Source organism: Pseudoalteromonas nanhaiensis, assembly GCF_051235485.1.
Taxonomy (GTDB): domain Bacteria; phylum Pseudomonadota; class Gammaproteobacteria; order Enterobacterales; family Alteromonadaceae; genus Pseudoalteromonas; species Pseudoalteromonas lipolytica_C.
Map to the genome: position 1 here is coordinate 26,414 of NZ_JBPNYQ010000022.1, position 17,343 is coordinate 43,756.

Consider the following 17,343-nt stretch of genomic DNA (forward strand, 5'->3'; position numbering starts at 1 on the left):
GGCTTTTATTAATTGGCTACTGCTTACTTCTGAAGTACAGAAATATCAGCAATATCTAAAAACAGACGGCTTAGTTGGCTTAATAATGCTAAACGGTTTTGTTTAACCGCTTCGTCATCGGCCATTACCATGACGTTATCGAAGAAGTTATCAACACTCTCACGAATACCCGCAAGTTGTGACAATGCTTCTTGGTAATCGCCATTTGCATATAAAGGCGCAAGCTCAGTTGCAAACTTAGCAACGTGTGACGCTAATACTTTTTCTGCGTCATCGCTTAATAGGCTCTCATTTACATCACCTTGTGTTGTGATGTCATTTTTAGCCAAGATATTGCTTACACGTTTATTTGCTGCTGCAAGCGCTTCTGCTGCGTCTAACGTACGGAAGTGACTTACCGCTTTAACACGACGATCGAAATCAACTGGTTTAGTTGGACGACGTGCTAGTACAGCTTGAATGACATCAACTTCGATACCTTCATCTTGATACCATGCGCGGAAACGACCTAGCATAAACTCAAACACATCTGTTGATACGTTTAGGTTAGTTAGCTTTTCACCGAATAGCGTTTGTGACTTAGCAACAAGGTCTAAGATATCTAGCGGTAATGATTTTTCAACCATGATGCGAAGTGCACCAATTGCAGCACGGCGAAGTGCAAATGGGTCTTTGTCACCTTTTGGCGCTTGACCAATACCGAAAATACCCACCAGCGTATCAAACTTATCAGCAATTGCGACAGCGCAGCTGATCACATTTGTTGGTAAGTTATCACCCGCGAAGCGAGGCATATATTGTTCATTTTGCGCGAGTGCAACTTCTTCAGCTTCACCGTCGTGACGCGCGTAATGCATACCCATTACACCTTGTACGTCGGTAAATTCCATGACCATTTCGGTCATTAAGTCTGTTTTACTTAACAGACCTGCACGCTTAGCAAGCTCGGCATCGGCACCTAATTGCTCAGCAATGTAACCTGCAAGCTCACTAATACGCTCAGATTTATCTTTCAGCGTACCAAGTTGCTTTTGGAATAAAACAGTATCTAGCGACTCTAAACGGCTTTCTAGCGTTTTCTTCTTATCTGTTTCGTAGAAGAACTGTGCATCGGCTAAACGAGGACGAACAACTTTTTCGTTACCCGCAATTACTACGCTTGGATCTTTACTTTCGATATTAGAAACAAATAGGAACTTGTTAAGTAAGTTGCCATCTTGGTCTAATAACGGGAAGTACTTTTGATCGTCCTTCATAGTATAAATAAGCGCTTCAGAAGGAACGTCTAAGAATGCTTCTTCGAATGTTGCTGTTAGTGTTACAGGCCATTCAACCAACGATGTTACTTCTTCAAGTAAGTCTTCATCCATCGCTACTTTTGCATTTACAGCTGCAGCTGCTGCTTCAATCTGTTCACGAATTTGTGCTTTACGCGCTTCGAAGTCAGCGACAACGTAAGCAGATTTCAGAACATCAAACACATCATCAGCGTGGTTGATTGTTACTTTTTCTGGATGATGGAAACGGTGCCCTTGTAATTGGTTACCAACTTGCTTACCAAGGATCTCACCTTCGATTAGCGTGCTACCAAATAAAATGGTTGCTGTGTGTACAGGACGAATGAATTGCGTTTTACTCGCACCCCAACGCATTGGTTTAGGGATAGGTAATTTTGCAAGTGCCTTGTTTACAGCATCGCTCATAAGCGAAGTTGTTGCTTTACCTTCAACCTGTGCTTTATGTAATAACCAAGCACCTTTATCTGTTTCAATCGTTTCTGCATCGCTTACATCGATACCACAACCACGTGCCCAACCCATTGCTGCTTTAGTTGGGTTTCCATCGGCATCAAAAGCGGCAGCTACTGCAGGACCACGCTTTTCAACTACTTTGTCACTTTGCTTTGCTTCAAGTGCTGTTACACGTAAACCTAAACGACGTGGAGATGCGTACCAGTTAACACCTTGATGTGCTAATTCTAAGCTTGCAAGTTCTGCTGTTAAGTTCTCAGCAAATGACTCAGCAAGTTTACGAAGTGCTTTCGGTGGCAACTCTTCAGTGCCAATTTCTACTAATAAATTTTCTGCTGACATGCTAATTCTTAATCCTTACAAAGCGGGAAACCAAGTGCTTCACGGGCATCATAGTAACTTTGTGCACACGCTTTAGATAAAGCACGAACACGTAAGATATAACGTTGACGTTCTGTTACTGAGATAGCGTGACGAGCGTCTAATAAGTTAAACGCATGTGATGCTTTCATTACTTGCTCATAAGCTGGTAATGGTAAGCCTGCTTCGATTAGCTTTTCACTTTCTTTCTCACAGTGATCAAACTGTGCAAATAAGAACTCAACATCCGCTTGTTCGAAGTTATAAGCTGACTGCTCTACTTCGTTTTGATGGAACACATCACCGTATGTTACACGTCCCATAGGGCCGTCTGCCCATACTAGATCATAGATGCTATCTACGCCCTGTATATACATTGCTAAACGCTCTAGACCATATGTGATTTCACCCGTAACCGGTGAGCACTCTAAGCCACCTACTTGTTGGAAATAAGTGAATTGAGTTACTTCCATACCGTTTAGCCAGATTTCCCAACCTAGACCCCAAGCACCTAATGTAGGTGATTCCCAGTTGTCTTCTACAAAGCGAACTTCGTCAGTTAGCGTATCAATACCTACAGCAGCTAAAGAGCCTAAATAAAGCTCCTGGATGTTCTCTGGTGATGGTTTTAATACTACTTGGAATTGGTAGTAGTGTTGTAATCGGTTCGGGTTTTCACCATAACGACCATCAGTTGGACGGCGGCATGGTTGAACATACGCGCTCGACATTGGCTCTGGGCCAATCGACTTTAAGAACGTTAACGGATGAAATGTCCCTGCTCCCACTTCCATATCCAGTGGTTGAGCAATCACACAGCCTTGCTGTGCCCAATAGTCCTGTAAAGCCAGGATCAAACCTTGAAAGGTTTTAACGTCATATTTTTGCATATTTGGCTTATAGTATCTGGTGCGTTTAGTCTGAAAATTGCTCTCAGTATACCTTGTGTGCAGTAAGGTTTTAAGCAGTTTGTGCTTTTTCAGTAATAAAAAAAGGAGCCATGAGGCTCCTTCTTATGATTATCATTATTTGCTTATACGTCTAGGTTAACTACACGTAGCGCGTTCGTTTCGATGAAATCACGACGAGGCTCAACTTGGTCACCCATTAGTGTCGCAAACAATTGGTCAGCGGCAACAGCATCTTCGATTGTTACTTTCAACATGCGTCGTGCAGCTGGATCCATAGTTGTTTCCCAAAGCTGATCAGGGTTCATTTCACCCAATCCTTTATAGCGTTGGATATAAAGGCCACGCTTCGATTCATTGATTAACCACTCTAATGCATCCACAAAGTTATCAACAGCTAATGTTTTTTCACCACGTTGTATGTAAGCACCTTCTTCAAGTATGTTAGCAATGTTTACGCCCGTTGCTGCAATGCGTTTATAGTCACGCGATGTAATGAAGTCATGGTTTAGTACATGAGCTTTATCCACACCATGCTGACGAATATTCACAACAGGATAATACATATTGCGCTCAGTATCGTGCTCAGTGCCGGCGTGGAAGATAGTTGCATCTTCATCACGTGCAATTAAGTCGTCAACAAGGGTTTTAGTCCACTCTTTAACTTTTGCTTCATCAGCTAAATCAGCTTCGGTAATTTCGCTTTGATAGATTAAACGTTCCATAACCGAATTTGGATATTTACGTTTTAAGCGCTCAATAACTTTAACTGTATTTTGATAATCGTGAACGATTCTTTCTAAATCTTCACCTTCAAGTGCAGATGCACCTTCACTTGTATAAAGTGCAGCATTGTTTAATGCCAATGACGTTAAGTAATCAACAAGTGCTGGATCATCTTTAATGTAGCGTTCTTGCTTACCTTTTTTCACTTTATAAAGTGGTGGTTGCGCAATATAGATAAAGCCTTTTTCTACAATCTCTGGCATTTGACGATAGAAGAAAGTTAGCAATAATGTACGAATGTGAGAACCATCCACGTCCGCATCGGTCATGATAATGATACGATGATAACGAAGTTTTTCTGGGTCATATTCATCACGACCAATACCACAACCTAGCGCTGTGATTAATGTTGCTACTTCTTGAGAAGAAAGCATCTTATCAAAGCGTGCTTTTTCAACGTTAAGAATCTTACCTTTTAGTGGCAAGATAGCTTGGTTTTTACGGTTACGACCCTGCTTAGCTGAACCACCTGCAGAGTCACCCTCCACTATGTATAGTTCTGATAAAGCTGGATCTTTTTCTTGGCAGTCTGCCAGTTTACCTGGTAAACCCGCTAAATCCATTGCACCTTTACGGCGTGTCATTTCTCGTGCTTTACGCGCTGCTTCACGAGCACGTGCTGCATCAATGATTTTACCTACAACCGTTTTAGCATCAACAGGGTTTTCTAATAAGAACTCTGTTAGTTTTTCTGCCATCGCTTGTTCTACAGCAGACTTAACTTCACTTGATACTAGTTTATCTTTGGTTTGTGATGAGAACTTAGGATCAGGAACTTTAACACTTACAACTGCAGTTAAGCCTTCACGAGCATCATCACCCGTTGCGTTGCTGGTTGTTTTCGCTTTTTTGTTAAAGCCTTCTTTTTCCATGTAGTTATTTAGCGTACGCGTTAATGCCGCTCTAAAGCCAGCTAAGTGCGTACCACCATCACGTTGTGGAATGTTGTTTGTGAAACAGTAAATGCTTTCTTGGAAACCATCGTTCCATTGCATTGAAACTTCTACACTAATACCGTCTTCTTCACGCTCATGGGTAAAGTGGAAAACACTTTTATGTACAGGTGTTTTATTACGGTTTAGATATTCTACGAACGCTTGAATACCACCTTCGTATTTAAAGTGATCTGTTTTAGTTTCTTCACGCTCATCAGTAAGAATGATACTTACACCTGAGTTTAAGAAAGAAAGCTCACGTAAGCGCTTCGCTAAAATGTCGTAGTGGAAATTCAGGTCAGTAAACGTTTCACCGCTTGGCCAAAAACGTAACTCAGTACCTGTGTCATTTGCTTCACCAATCACAGCTAATGGTGCATCTGGCACACCCATAGTGTAAGTTTGTTGGTGAATTTTTCCTTCACGACGAATAGTTAGTTGTAGTTTTTCAGAAAGTGCATTTACTACTGATACACCTACACCGTGTAAGCCACCAGATACTTTATATGAGTTATCATCGAACTTACCACCAGCGTGAAGTACCGTCATAATAACTTCGGCAGCTGATACACCTTCTTCTTCATGAATTGACGTAGGAATACCACGACCGTTATCTCTTACAGAGACAGAACCGTCTAAGTGAATCGTTACAAAAATATCATCACAATGACCAGCTAAGGCTTCATCGATAGAGTTATCAACAACCTCAAACACCATATGGTGTAAGCCTGTACCGTCATCGGTGTCCCCTATATACATTCCTGGACGCTTTCTTACTGCGTCTAATCCTTTTAGTACTTTAATACTCGACGAATCGTAATTCTCAGACATGGTTAATCCCACTTATCTTGTTATTAGGTTGCCATGTTTCACGTGGAACATTTTTAGTTCTCGTTGCATGGGTTCCACCACAGCAGAAATACTTTCAGATAAAATCGATGAGATAAAAAGTTGTGAATCGCAGTGTGTCAAAAGTTGACCCACTTTTTCTTTTGTATCTTCACCTAACTCTGAAGGTAAGTCATCTATTAGCAATATAGATTGCTTATTAGTTTCTGACTCAATTAAGCTATTTTGCGTCACTTTTAACGCATAAAGCAATAGCTTCAATTGACCGCGCGAAAATGTATTTTCTACGCTATTACCAGAAACGCTAAAACTAAAATCAGCTTTATGCGGGCCTTTACTTGTGAAACCTTGCTTGGCATCACGCTCAAAGCTTTGCTCAAGAGCTTCTGAGAGCATTTCACTCTCTTTCCAACCCGCATTGAAGTTAATTTGTAAATCGCTTACTAGCGTTAATTCTGCACACATTTTATCAAAAAATTGCTGCTTAAACCTACTTATATACGCGATTCTTAGATTATTTATTTGTTCAGCTAGTCTAACAAATTCTTTATCCCAAAACTTGATCTGTTGAAAATAATCTCGTGGCTTACTCTTTAGTAATGCATTGCGTTGCTTTAGTACTTTGTTAAAAGATTGCCACAAATAAAAGAAGTCATGTTCCACGTGGAACAATCCCAAATCGAGAAATTTTCTACGCTCTTTTGGGCCACCAAAAAACAAAGAATAACTTTCTGGCGTAATAACTTGAACAGGCATTAGTTGAGCCAATTCAGATATTTTACGGCTCGTTTTACCTTGAATTTTTAAAGATGTTTCACCCGCTTGGTTTTTGCTTATACCAATGGGAATAGACAAATCATGTAATGCTTTACGACCGTGGATCACAAACTTGTCTTGTTGATGCTGAATGATATTTTTGTGCTTGGCGGTACGAAATGATTTACCGTGAGAAAGGAAATAAATAGCCTCAAGGAGACTGGTTTTTCCGCTGCCATTCTCGCCGTAAATAATATTAATCCCATTTACTGGCTCGAGTGTCAGCGCCTCAATATTCCGAAAATTATTGAGGCTTAAATGACTTAAACTCATAAAGTCTATAAACGCATCGGCATAACAACATACATTGCTTCTTCGTCACCAGCACCTTCTATTAATGCACTACTATTTGAATCAGCAAGTGTAAAAGTGACATCTTCTGTTTTTAAGGTATTTAAAACATCAAGAACATATGAAACGTTAAAACCAATTTCTAGCTCACCGCCTTGATACATTACTTCAACTACTTCCTCAGCTTGTTCTTGCTCAGGGTTGTTTGCCGTAATCTTTAATAAACCTTCAGACAGATTTAAACGTACACCACGAAATTTTTCATTTGATAAAATAGACACACGTTGGAAAGCACTGCGTAACCACTCACGATTAGCAGTAATCACTTTGTCACCACCACGCGGCAATACACGACGATAGTCAGGAAAACGACCATCAACAAGTTTACTGGTAAATGTGAACTCTGTATCAATAATACGAATATGGTTAGCACCAAATTGAATGGTTACTAACTCATCATCAGCTACCATTAGGCGCATAATTTCTTGCACACCCTTTCGTGGAATAATTAGCTGACGTTGTGTATTCAAAGATTGCGGTAATTGCTTTTGTGCAATCGCTAAACGGTGGCCATCTGTAGCAACCGTTTTTATGTCAGTGTTATCAACTTCAAATGACATACCATTTAAGTAATAACGTACGTCTTGATTCGCCATAGAAAAATGTGTGCTTTCAAGAAGCTTACGTAATTCTAAGCGAGTCAGTTGAAACTCAACTTCACCATCCCACTGCTCAAGATTAGGAAAGTCTTCTGCGGCAAGAGTTGTTAAAGAAAAGCGGCTTTTACCACTGGTTAGTAGCAATTGGTGATCTTGACTACTTAAAGTAAGGTCTGAGCCATCAGGTAAACTTTTACAAATATCGAGTAACTTTTTAGCCGGCAAGGTTAATTTTGTATCAGATGTGTCTTCACCAACAAACACACTCGCCACTAACTCAATTTCAAGATCGGTACCCGTCATCGAAAGTTGCCCGTTTTCTACAACTAACAGTACGTTCGATAAAATCGGTAAGGTGTGCTTACGCTCAATCGCACCAGACACTTGAACTAAAGGTTTTAAAAATTGCTCTCTTGATATTGTTATTTGCATAATAAAGTCGGCCTTAAGATGACAAGGTTCTTATTAAGTTTTGATAATCTTCTTTCACTTCGTGGCTTTCATCACGTAGTGATTTAACTTTACGACAAGCGTGTAATACAGTTGTGTGATCGCGGCCACCAAAGGCGTCGCCAATCTCAGGTAAACTGTGATTTGTAAGTTCTTTTGATAATGCCATTGCCACTTGGCGTGGTCTTGCTACTGAACGACTACGGCGTTTCGATAGTAAATCTGACACACGAATACGATAATACTCAGCAACAGTGCGTTGAATATTGTCTATCGTTACCAGTTTATCTTGCAGCGCAAGTAAATCACGTAGGGCTTCTTTTACAAAGTCGATCGAAATTGGACGACCAGTAAAGTTTGCATTAGCAATAACGCGGTTTAACGCCCCTTCTAATTCACGCACATTTGAACGCAATTTCTTAGCGATGAAAAAAGCAACTTCATGGGGTAAGTTAATTTTACTTTGCTGCGCTTTTTTCATCAAAATGGCAACCCGCGTTTCAAGTTCTGGCGGCTCAATTGCAATGGTTAAGCCCCAGCCAAAACGTGACTTAAGGCGGTCTTCAACCCCTTCTATCTCTTTTGGATAGCGGTCTGAAGTTAATATAATCTGTTGATTTCCTTCAAGTAAAGCATTGAAGGTATGAAAGAACTCTTCTTGTGAGCGCTCTTTATTAGCGAAAAATTGAATGTCATCGATCATCAATGCATCAACACTTCGGTAATAACGTTTAAACTCTTCGATGGCATTATTTTGCAGCGCTTTAACCATGTCTTGCACAAATCGCTCTGAGTGCATGTAGACAATTTTCGCGTCTGGCTTATTAGCCATAATACCGTTACCAACAGCGTGTAATAAGTGAGTTTTACCTAAGCCCGTACCACCATATATAAATACAGGGTTAAATGCCGAACCTGGGTTATCTGCTACTTGAGTCGCTGCGGCTTTTGCTAATTGGTTTGATTTACCTTCAACAAAGCTATCAAAGGTGTAATTTTCTTTAATGTTTGATTTATAACCTGATTTTGGCGCAGGCTCTACCGCTGCTTTTTCAGGTTTTGGTTGGAGTTTTTCGGCAGTGTGCTGTGCACTCACTGGTGCGCTTGCTTCTGATGCAGCCGGTGCTGATGCCGCTTGGGCATTTAAAATTGGTTTACTACCTACATCAAAACGAAGTTCAGGCGCTTCATCACCACAAATTTCGACGAGTAGTTCATTAATACGGTTTAAGTACTTTTCTCTCACCCAATCTAAAACAAAACGGTTAGGTGCATATATAGTCAACGTATCTTCGGTACTTTCTGCTTGAAGTGGTCTTACCCACATACTGAACTGCTGTGAAGGCAATTCATCTTGCAATACATATAAACAACTTTGCCAAACCGACAGATACACTATTAAACTCCCAGAGATTTAATTATTATTCCCGTTCATCTTTAATGATGGAAAATCAAACATTTATTGCTAATATTTGACCAATATTTCTGGCCAAGACCGACTATTATGAAGGTACTTTATCCACAAGTACAAGATTGATTTTTATTTAAAATATGATCTCGCACAAAGAAAATACTAAACCATTGATTATTATGTAAAATATTTTTTAACTCCGAATAGTGATCATAGCAAATTAAGGGGCAGATCGCGATCAAATTCTACGATCGAATTCGCTTTTCCCAAGCTTTTATTCACTTTTTATACAGAGGCTGTGGAAAACTTCTTATTTATGATGATCCTATATGATCACGAAATAAGATCCTTTATAATTACGGCCTCTGCAGCGTTTTAATGATTGACTTTTGTTGTCTTCATCTATAATATCTCGCGCTCGCAATGGCACCTGTGCCAGGATCGCGACCTGCATAGGATGTTTTAACCTTAACCGATCGGATGGAATTGTTATGAAAAGAACTTTTCAACCTAGCGTTTTAAAACGCAAACGTACACACGGTTTCCGTGCTCGTATGGCAACAGCAAATGGCCGTAAAGTATTAGCTCGTCGTCGTGCTAAAGGCCGTAAAGTTCTTTCTGCTTAATATATAAGTGGAAGACTTTAGCTTCAGCAGGGAGTTACGTCTGTTAACTCCCTCGCATTACTCTCGAATCTTTAATGAACCAGCACGCGCTGCGACTCCTTTCTTTACCCTATTAGCTAAACGCAATGACCAAACTAATCCTCGATTAGGTCTTACGGTCGCCAAAAAACGCGTTAAAAAAGCCTGTCAACGTAATCGAATTAAACGACTTGCTCGCGAAAGTTTCCGTTTAAATCAACATAAACTCGATAACATTGATATTGTGCTTATGGTTAAAAGTGGTATAGATGAACAGTCAAACGAAGAGCTGACAAAACAACTGAATAAATTGTGGCGAAAAATAAATGAGCGCTGCAAGCAAGGTGCGCCAAAACCACCACCATTCAAAAAACGCCCCAAGAAATCAGCTAATTCTAATAATCAAGCTTGATAGCAATAGAATTACAGGCTTAATTAAGGTATCTTTAGCTCACCTTTTAATCATGCATTTAAAATTCTTCGCTAGGAATTTAAATTCATGGTATCCATTGACTAAATTAACGCAGGGGCTGACACATCATGAGGTTACTTAAACCACTTGTTGCTATTCCAAAGCGCTGTTTAGTCATGTTAATTCGAGGCTATCAAAAATGGATAAGCCCGTTATTAGGCCCGCATTGTCGTTTTAATCCAACTTGCTCTAGTTACGCAATTCAAGCAATTAATTTGCACGGAAGTGTAAAAGGCAGTTGGTTAGCTGTTAAACGCATATTAAAATGCCATCCTTTACATGCTGGTGGGGATGATCCCGTACCGGCAAAAAATCATATTAACCACCAACACGAGAAATAAGAGCTGTTATGGAATCGCAACGCACGTTTTTATTAATCGGCTTGATGCTTGTGTCGTTTTTATTATTCCAAGAATGGAATAACGACTACAATGCACCAAAAGCTGATCCAAGTGCCACAACACAAACACTAGGCGCAACTACACCAGAATCTGATGACTTTATTCCAGCATCATCTGACGGTGAAGTACCAACTGCTACTACAGCAAAGCGCTCAGTTATCGATGTAACAACTGATGTATTCACTGTTAAAATTGACACCCGTGGTGGTGACATTATTGAAGCAGACCTACTTCAGTACGAAGAGACAAAAGGCAGTGATACTCCTTACATGCTACTTGGTGTGTTTGACGGTAAACAATACTTCTCACAAAGTGGCTTAATTGGTTTAAATGGCCCAGATGCGACAGTTGAAGGCCGTCCGGTTTATAAAGCCACACAAAAAGCATTTACTTTAAATGGTGATGAACTGCGTGTACCACTTGAGTTTACCGACAGCAAAGGTGTGACGTTTACTAAAACCTATATCTTCAAAAAAGGCAACTACGCTGTAGGTTTAGAGTACACAGTAAACAACGTAACAGCTGACCCAATTCAAGTTCAGTTATACACGCAAGTAAAACGCACAGTACAAGAAAAAGGTAGCTTAGTAGATCAAAACTACTTAGGTGCAGCATACGGTACTGAAGAAGAGCCATACGAAAAGTATAGCTTCTCAGATATGGCTGATAAAAACCTTAACATCACCACAGCTGGTGGCTACATTGCATTTATTCAACACTACTTTGTAAGTGCATGGGTACCTAAGCAAGATCAACAAAATACCCTTTACAGCAAGTTAGTAGCTGGTAATGCGGCAATTATTGGTACTAAGGGTGAAGCAGTTAACGTACAAGCAGGTACGCAAGCGACACTTACTTCTACTTACTACATGGGCCCGAAAGAGTCTGATGTACTAGAAGCGATTCACCCAGACTTAGACCTAACTGTAGACTATGGTTGGTTGTGGTTTATCTCACAACCATTATTCGTACTACTTAAGTGGTTACACAGCATCCTAGGTAACTGGGGTCTAGCTATCATTGCAATCACGGTTATCGTTAAAACAGCAATGTACCCGCTTACTAAAGCACAATACACGTCAATGGCGAAGATGCGTGCCTTACAGCCTAAAATGGCTGCACTAAAAGAGAAGTATGGTGATGACCGTCAAAAATTCGGTCAAGCGATGATGGAAATGTACCGCAAAGAAAAAGTGAACCCTATGGGTGGCTGTTTCCCACTGTTACTACAAATGCCAATCTTCTTAGCATTATTCTACGTATTCTTAGAATCAACTGAGCTACGTCATGCTGAATTCATTTTATGGTTAAATGACTTATCAGCAATGGACCCATACTACGTATTACCGGTTTTATTTGGTTTAAGTATGTTCATCACTCAAAAGCTGCAACCTATGACAGTTACTGATCCTATGCAGCAAAAAATGATGACCTTTATGCCAGTAGTATTCTCAATTTTCTTCTTATGGTTCCCATCTGGCCTAGTACTTTACTGGTTAGTATCGAACCTTATCTCAATCGCACAGATGCTAATCATCTACCGCGGTATGGAGAAAAAAGGTATTAAGGTAAGAGGCTAAACTCTTAACCCAACAAAAAAGGCGCTAATTAGCGCCTTTTTTAATACCTGAAAAAATTTAACCGAGGATAGGAGAATATACCTGATTAGGCACACTACGCTCAGTAAAGCTCAAACTTGTTGTTAGTAGCGAAGCAACCACCAAACCGATTGCAATCCCCCCAGATACTCCAAGCCACTTTACAGCTGTTGTTTTACGCTTAACCCTAAGCCAACTCATATAAATGCCAGCAGCACTTATAAAGCTCATCAATGCACCAAATAACCCCCAAATAAGTTTAGTACCAACTCCTGCAAAGTTACCAAAGTGCAGCGGATCAGCGGTATCTGAAATTCGGGCTACAATAGGTAATTGTTCGCCTATTTGTATACCTAGTAACTCACCCGAGCTTGGTTTTAAATAAACACGGTTAGCACGCAGACGCAGTAAAATATCATCGTTATAACCACGCACTTCAATAGGCTGATCCGCTTTATTTGGATAACGAATATAGCGAATATCAAGGCTCGGAAACGACTGTTGAGCGGCTTCATAAGCTGCAGTTAAGCTAATTGGCGGTATATCTTTACGAGGGCTTTGTTTTTTAAACTCACTTACCGCTTGTGGCGCAGAAACAGTATGCGACACTTTAGCTGTTTGCAGCCCATGCTCTACCAGATACCAAACACCTGTAATGGCCATCACTGCGATAAACCATAAACTCCAAAGCCCTAACAGTTTGTGCCAATCAGCCCAACTACTGCGTTTATCAAGACTAAGCGCAGCAGGCTTTTTTATAAAACCTTGCCACCAGCGCCGATACACATAAAAACTCGAAACCAATAAAATAACGAGTAACATACTCAAACTGGTAACGATTAATTTACCCGTCCAGCCCATCGACAAATTCATATGCCAATTACGTAAAAACCGCGATATCCGCGCCCACTCTCCTTCACCAAGTAAGCGGCCCGTTGCAGCATCTAAATAAACAAAACGAAATGAATCACCGACTTTAAGAGCCGCTTCAGTGGCAAGGTAATCTTGTTTATGACGTTGGATATAAAGTAATTGACCCTGTGGATAATGCTTATTTAGGGTGTTTTCGATAGCCTGATAGTTAGTCGAGGCTGAAGAAGATAAAGCACGATACTTAGCGTCTGTTAAGTATTCGAGTTCATGACTTAACGTAGCGAGTGTTCCCGATACGCAGGTAACAAAAAGCAGGACTCCAACAAAGAGTCCTGCCCAAGAATGTAAGTTAAACCAACTTTTAGCGTTCACACGCCACCATTAAAAGCTGTATTTAGCACTTAAATAGACACGGCGTGGCTCACCAGGAAAGTGCCCTGTTCGCTCGATAAAGCCACTGCTTGCGTATTCTTTATCAAATAGGTTCTTAACTGATAGCTGCCATTGCCAGTTATCAACGGTTGTTTGCCACGCCATGTTGTAAACAGTGTAAGGTTTAACACGTTGACCACCTAAACTAAGCTGTTCATCAACATAATCTAAGCCAGCAGAAATAGATGACGATAAGCTAGGTAGCTCATAGCGTGTCCATATACCTAGGGTATTTTGCGGCGCGTTAGCAAATTTATCGCTATCAGGAATTTGATTACGAATGCTGTCGTTGGCTTTAGTAATACGGGTATCATTATAAGCGTAGCTTGCGGTAACTACCCAGCGCTCAGTGATGTCACCAACCACTTCGAGTTCAAAACCCTTACTTTGTACTTCACCAACGGCAACTAAGTCATCAACGCCGTCACCCGCAACATCACCTAATAAACTAGGTTGCAGGATATTTTGGCGGACAATATCGTACACAGCCATATTAACAGCAAGTGTGTCTGCTAATAGCTTGGTTCTTAAACCTAACTCGTTAATACGGCTAGTCTCTGGCGAGAACGGGCCGCCCTGTGCTGTTTCTTGATCACTGGCACTTTGCGGCACAAAGCCAGTGCCATGTAGTGCATAAGGGAAGAACATATCGTTAATGTTATAGCTGGTACCAATACGGTAGGTTAAGTCGCTATCAGAAAACTCTGTTTGATTTAACAGATCTTTATCTTCAAAACGATCATATCTTAAGCCAGCTGTGACGCTCCAATTAGCGGTGATATCTAGCTGATCTTGCAAGTACGCGCCAAAGCGAGTGCTATTCGTTTTCCCAAGCCTTGGTGTAATACTATCAAGATCATAATCATCGGCAGAGGTTAAACCATATTCAGGATCGTTAAGATCAAGACCAGGAACTGGGCCACCTTTACTTTGTTGCGTAGCTGTACGGTAAACACTTTCAAAATCATGTTCATACCAGTCACTACCAAACAGTACTTGATGCTGCATGTTGGCAAATGCAAACTCCGCAATCGCATTGGCAGTTAAACTAAAGCCGTTGTTCTCACGTACTTGATCACGAAACTCGCGATGACTCCAATCAACAATTCCATCACCGTTAGTATCTACTAGACCTCTTGGCTCATGGTAGTTTTGCACTTCTTTGTTATCAAAATAGCGTGCCGTGACATCTGTACGCCAAACATCATTAAAATCGTGTTTTAAAGTCGCCTGATAAACATGCGCTTCAACATTTTGAAAGTCTGTTGCCTCGTTATGGTTCCAGCTAATGTCAGTTAGAAAATTGCCATTATCATCAGCAGGGACACCACGTAAACGTGCCCCACCCAACTCCTGCTCTATATAGGTATACTGCGTGGTTAATTCAGTTGCACTATTTATAAGCCACGTATATCCAAGGTCAACAATGGTATTATCGCTGCTAGTATTTGCACGGAATGGTTTTTCAGTATCACGGTAGATACCAACACGATAAGCATGGTTATCAAGTGATTCACTCAGAGTTCCAGTGCTTTCTAATGCACCACTGAAGAAATCATCATTACCCACTTCAACTTCAATACTGTGCTCACTGGTGAATTTAGGCTTCTTAGTTACATAGTTAATAATACCGCCCGGATTACCGCTACCATAAATGGCGCCAGCAGGGCCTTTTAAAACCGCAACTTGTTCGATATTAAATAACTGCGGCACAGCAAAACCATTGAAAGGGTCGCCCTTTACGCCATCATATAGAATCTCATCTTGGCGAAAACCACGAAATGTCACGCCGGAATAACTAAAGGCATTAACACCAGCAATATTGCTATAAAGGTCGGTAATTTGGCGAGCAGCCTGATCGTTAATCAGCTCCTGCGGCAAAATTTGAATTGACTGAGGTATTTTTTCTAACGGTGTATTAGTACGAGTAGCAAAACTTGACTCAGTTGGTCGATATAAAGAAAACGCACGGCCAACAACTTCTATTTTTTCGATCTCTTTAGAATCGTTTTGATCAGTAGAAACTTCAGTTTGAGCATGGGCAACGCCCGAAAAACCAGCAGCAAGTGCAATAAAAACAGCAGAAAGACGCATAATAAAAAAGGACACAATTAAGAATGTGCAACATGGTAATGAATATAATTATCATTTGCAATGACGATTTATTATTAATTAAAGCTAAATAAAGTATTACTTACATCAAACTTTTGCTATTTCATTACTCAAACAGCTATTCGCATGAAATTAAGCCATAGGTTACAATAGAGCCAGCATTCATTCTTTTATTGGCATTATTTCATCGCATGATTAATCAAGACACAATTGCAGCACAAGCGACCGCACCAGGACGTGGTGGGGTTGGTATTATTCGCGTCTCTGGCAGCTTAGCTAAAACAGTGGCAGAGCACATTATTGGCCGTTGTCCTAAAACACGTTACGCAGACTATGTGCCATTTAAAAGCTTGAGCGGTGAACAGCTTGACCAAGGTATTGCTATTTACTTCCAAGGGCCAAATTCATTTACCGGTGAAGACGTACTTGAACTACAAGGTCATGGCGGCCCTGTTGTACTTGATATGCTATTAAAAGAAATTAGCCAAATTGACGGTGTACGTTTAGCAAAACCGGGTGAGTTCTCTGAGCGCGCATTTATGAATGACAAGCTTGATTTAACTCAAGCAGAGGCAATTGCTGACCTTATCAATGCAACCAGTGAACAGGCAGCAAAAAGCGCCCTACAATCACTGCAAGGTGAATTTTCTAAACATATCGAAACGCTGGTGGAAAAAGTCATTCACCTACGTATGTATGTAGAAGCTGCGATTGATTTTCCTGATGAAGAAATCGACTTTTTATCAGACGGTAAAGTTTCAGCAGATCTTGATGCCATTATTGAGCAACTCGATAATGTAACTCAGCAAGCTAAACAAGGTAGCATCATGCGTGAAGGTATGCGTGTTGTTATTGCGGGTCGCCCTAACGCTGGTAAATCAAGTCTACTCAATGCATTAGCTGGCCGTGATGCAGCCATCGTTACCGAAATAGCGGGTACAACACGTGACGTATTACGCGAACATATCCACATTGATGGTATGCCACTACATATTATTGATACCGCAGGCCTGCGTGAAAGCCCAGATAAAGTAGAGCAAATTGGTATTGAACGCGCATGGGACGAAATTAACCAAGCCGATCGCGTACTATTTATGTTAGACGGCACAGATACATCAGCCACTGATCCCCATGATATTTGGCCGGAGTTTATGGCCAAGTTACCAGAGGGAATGGGTGTTACTGTGATCCGTAATAAAGCCGATATTTCCGGCGAAAGTGTAGGTATGGATGAGCATGATCAATATCCTGTGATCCGTTTAAGTGCTAAAAATGCTGAAGGTATAGAGTTAGTTCGTACTCACTTAAAGGCATGTATAGGTTTTCAAGGGGCAACTGAAGGTGGCTTTATGGCACGCCGTCGTCACTTAGATGCACTGGACCACGCAGCCTATCATTTAAACACCGGTAAAGAGCAATTAGAGATGCATATTGCTGGTGAGATCTTGGCTGAAGAGTTACGCCTAACTCAACAGTTCTTAAATGAGATAACGGGTGAATTTACTTCTGATGACTTGCTAGGGAAAATCTTTAGTTCGTTCTGTATCGGTAAATAACAAGGTAAACCAAAGGAAACAAACATCCAACTTAAGTTA

13 protein-coding genes are annotated in these 17,343 nt (G+C 40.8%); 5 read left to right on the forward strand and 8 right to left on the reverse strand.

Annotation, left to right across the window (positions count from 1 at the left end; genetic code table 11):
- Positions 1 to 23 precede the first annotated feature (23 nt).
- From glyS to dnaA, 6 genes are all read right to left on the reverse strand, one after another.
- Positions 24 to 2,093, reverse strand: a complete 2,070-nt coding sequence (glyS, locus tag ACSFVZ_RS16365) for a glycine--tRNA ligase subunit beta (protein ID WP_435559240.1) — start codon at positions 2,091 to 2,093, stop codon at positions 24 to 26.
- Between the two features lie 8 nt (positions 2,094 to 2,101).
- Entirely contained in the window at positions 2,102 to 3,001 is a 900-nt protein-coding gene (glyQ, locus tag ACSFVZ_RS16370; protein WP_054554789.1) for a glycine--tRNA ligase subunit alpha, read from the reverse strand.
- A gap of 143 nt (positions 3,002 to 3,144) precedes the next feature.
- A complete protein-coding gene (gene gyrB / locus ACSFVZ_RS16375) occupies positions 3,145 to 5,571 on the reverse strand; it encodes a DNA topoisomerase (ATP-hydrolyzing) subunit B (RefSeq protein ID WP_199526834.1) in 2,427 nt (808 codons plus the stop codon).
- A gap of 12 nt (positions 5,572 to 5,583) precedes the next feature.
- Positions 5,584 to 6,678, reverse strand: a complete 1,095-nt coding sequence (gene recF / locus ACSFVZ_RS16380; protein WP_199526835.1) for a DNA replication/repair protein RecF — start codon at positions 6,676 to 6,678, stop codon at positions 5,584 to 5,586.
- A gap of 5 nt (positions 6,679 to 6,683) precedes the next feature.
- Positions 6,684 to 7,787 (reverse strand): DNA polymerase III subunit beta, encoded by a 1,104-nt coding sequence (gene dnaN / locus ACSFVZ_RS16385; RefSeq protein ID WP_199526836.1) that lies wholly within the window; start codon positions 7,785 to 7,787, stop codon positions 6,684 to 6,686.
- Positions 7,788 to 7,800: 13 nt separating this feature from the next.
- The gene (gene dnaA, locus ACSFVZ_RS16390) at positions 7,801 to 9,201 is read right to left on the reverse strand and encodes a chromosomal replication initiator protein DnaA (RefSeq protein WP_135923085.1); all 1,401 of its coding nucleotides are present in this window, start codon (positions 9,199 to 9,201) and stop codon (positions 7,801 to 7,803) included.
- A gap of 506 nt (positions 9,202 to 9,707) precedes the next feature.
- Between dnaA and rpmH the strand changes: the two genes are divergently transcribed.
- From rpmH to yidC, 4 genes are all read left to right on the forward strand, one after another.
- Complete coding sequence (gene rpmH, locus ACSFVZ_RS16395) at positions 9,708 to 9,842, forward strand: 50S ribosomal protein L34 (RefSeq protein WP_008488847.1); 135 nt, start codon at positions 9,708 to 9,710, stop codon at positions 9,840 to 9,842.
- Between the two features lie 7 nt (positions 9,843 to 9,849).
- Positions 9,850 to 10,272, forward strand: a complete 423-nt coding sequence (gene rnpA, locus ACSFVZ_RS16400; protein ID WP_435559241.1) for a ribonuclease P protein component — start codon at positions 9,850 to 9,852, stop codon at positions 10,270 to 10,272.
- Positions 10,273 to 10,400: 128 nt separating this feature from the next.
- A complete protein-coding gene (gene yidD / locus ACSFVZ_RS16405; RefSeq protein ID WP_054563758.1) occupies positions 10,401 to 10,673 on the forward strand; it encodes a membrane protein insertion efficiency factor YidD in 273 nt (90 codons plus the stop codon).
- Positions 10,674 to 10,681: 8 nt separating this feature from the next.
- Positions 10,682 to 12,313: a membrane protein insertase YidC gene (gene yidC, locus ACSFVZ_RS16410; RefSeq protein WP_199526838.1), complete on the forward strand. Its 1,632-nt coding sequence runs from the start codon at positions 10,682 to 10,684 to the stop codon at positions 12,311 to 12,313.
- A gap of 57 nt (positions 12,314 to 12,370) precedes the next feature.
- Here yidC and ACSFVZ_RS16415 read toward each other — a convergent pair whose 3' ends face one another.
- Both ACSFVZ_RS16415 and ACSFVZ_RS16420 read right to left on the reverse strand, forming a co-directional pair.
- Positions 12,371 to 13,576 (reverse strand): PepSY-associated TM helix domain-containing protein, encoded by a 1,206-nt coding sequence (locus ACSFVZ_RS16415; protein ID WP_435559242.1) that lies wholly within the window; start codon positions 13,574 to 13,576, stop codon positions 12,371 to 12,373.
- 9 nt (positions 13,577 to 13,585) lie between these two features.
- Positions 13,586 to 15,730 carry a TonB-dependent siderophore receptor gene (locus tag ACSFVZ_RS16420; protein WP_435559243.1) on the reverse strand — a complete coding sequence of 715 codons (2,145 nt, stop codon included), beginning with the start codon at positions 15,728 to 15,730 and terminating at the stop codon, positions 13,586 to 13,588.
- A gap of 209 nt (positions 15,731 to 15,939) precedes the next feature.
- Here ACSFVZ_RS16420 and mnmE point away from each other — a divergent pair, with 209 nt between their 5' ends.
- A complete protein-coding gene (gene mnmE, locus ACSFVZ_RS16425) occupies positions 15,940 to 17,304 on the forward strand; it encodes a tRNA uridine-5-carboxymethylaminomethyl(34) synthesis GTPase MnmE (protein ID WP_138557628.1) in 1,365 nt (454 codons plus the stop codon).
- Positions 17,305 to 17,343 lie beyond the last annotated feature (39 nt).

Coding starts and splice junctions, on each gene's coding strand:
- yidD (WP_054563758.1), top strand. CDS start 10,401: ATGAGGTTACTTAAACCACTTGTTGCTATTCCAAAGCGCTGTTTAGTC.
- gyrB (WP_199526834.1), bottom strand. CDS start 5,571: ATGTCTGAGAATTACGATTCGTCGAGTATTAAAGTACTAAAAGGATTA.
- rpmH (WP_008488847.1), top strand. CDS start 9,708: ATGAAAAGAACTTTTCAACCTAGCGTTTTAAAACGCAAACGTACACAC.
- dnaN (WP_199526836.1), bottom strand. CDS start 7,787: ATGCAAATAACAATATCAAGAGAGCAATTTTTAAAACCTTTAGTTCAA.
- ACSFVZ_RS16420 (WP_435559243.1), bottom strand. CDS start 15,730: ATGCGTCTTTCTGCTGTTTTTATTGCACTTGCTGCTGGTTTTTCGGGC.
- glyS (WP_435559240.1), bottom strand. CDS start 2,093: ATGTCAGCAGAAAATTTATTAGTAGAAATTGGCACTGAAGAGTTGCCA.
- yidC (WP_199526838.1), top strand. CDS start 10,682: ATGGAATCGCAACGCACGTTTTTATTAATCGGCTTGATGCTTGTGTCG.
- recF (WP_199526835.1), bottom strand. CDS start 6,678: ATGAGTTTAAGTCATTTAAGCCTCAATAATTTTCGGAATATTGAGGCG.
- mnmE (WP_138557628.1), top strand. CDS start 15,940: ATGATTAATCAAGACACAATTGCAGCACAAGCGACCGCACCAGGACGT.
- glyQ (WP_054554789.1), bottom strand. CDS start 3,001: ATGCAAAAATATGACGTTAAAACCTTTCAAGGTTTGATCCTGGCTTTA.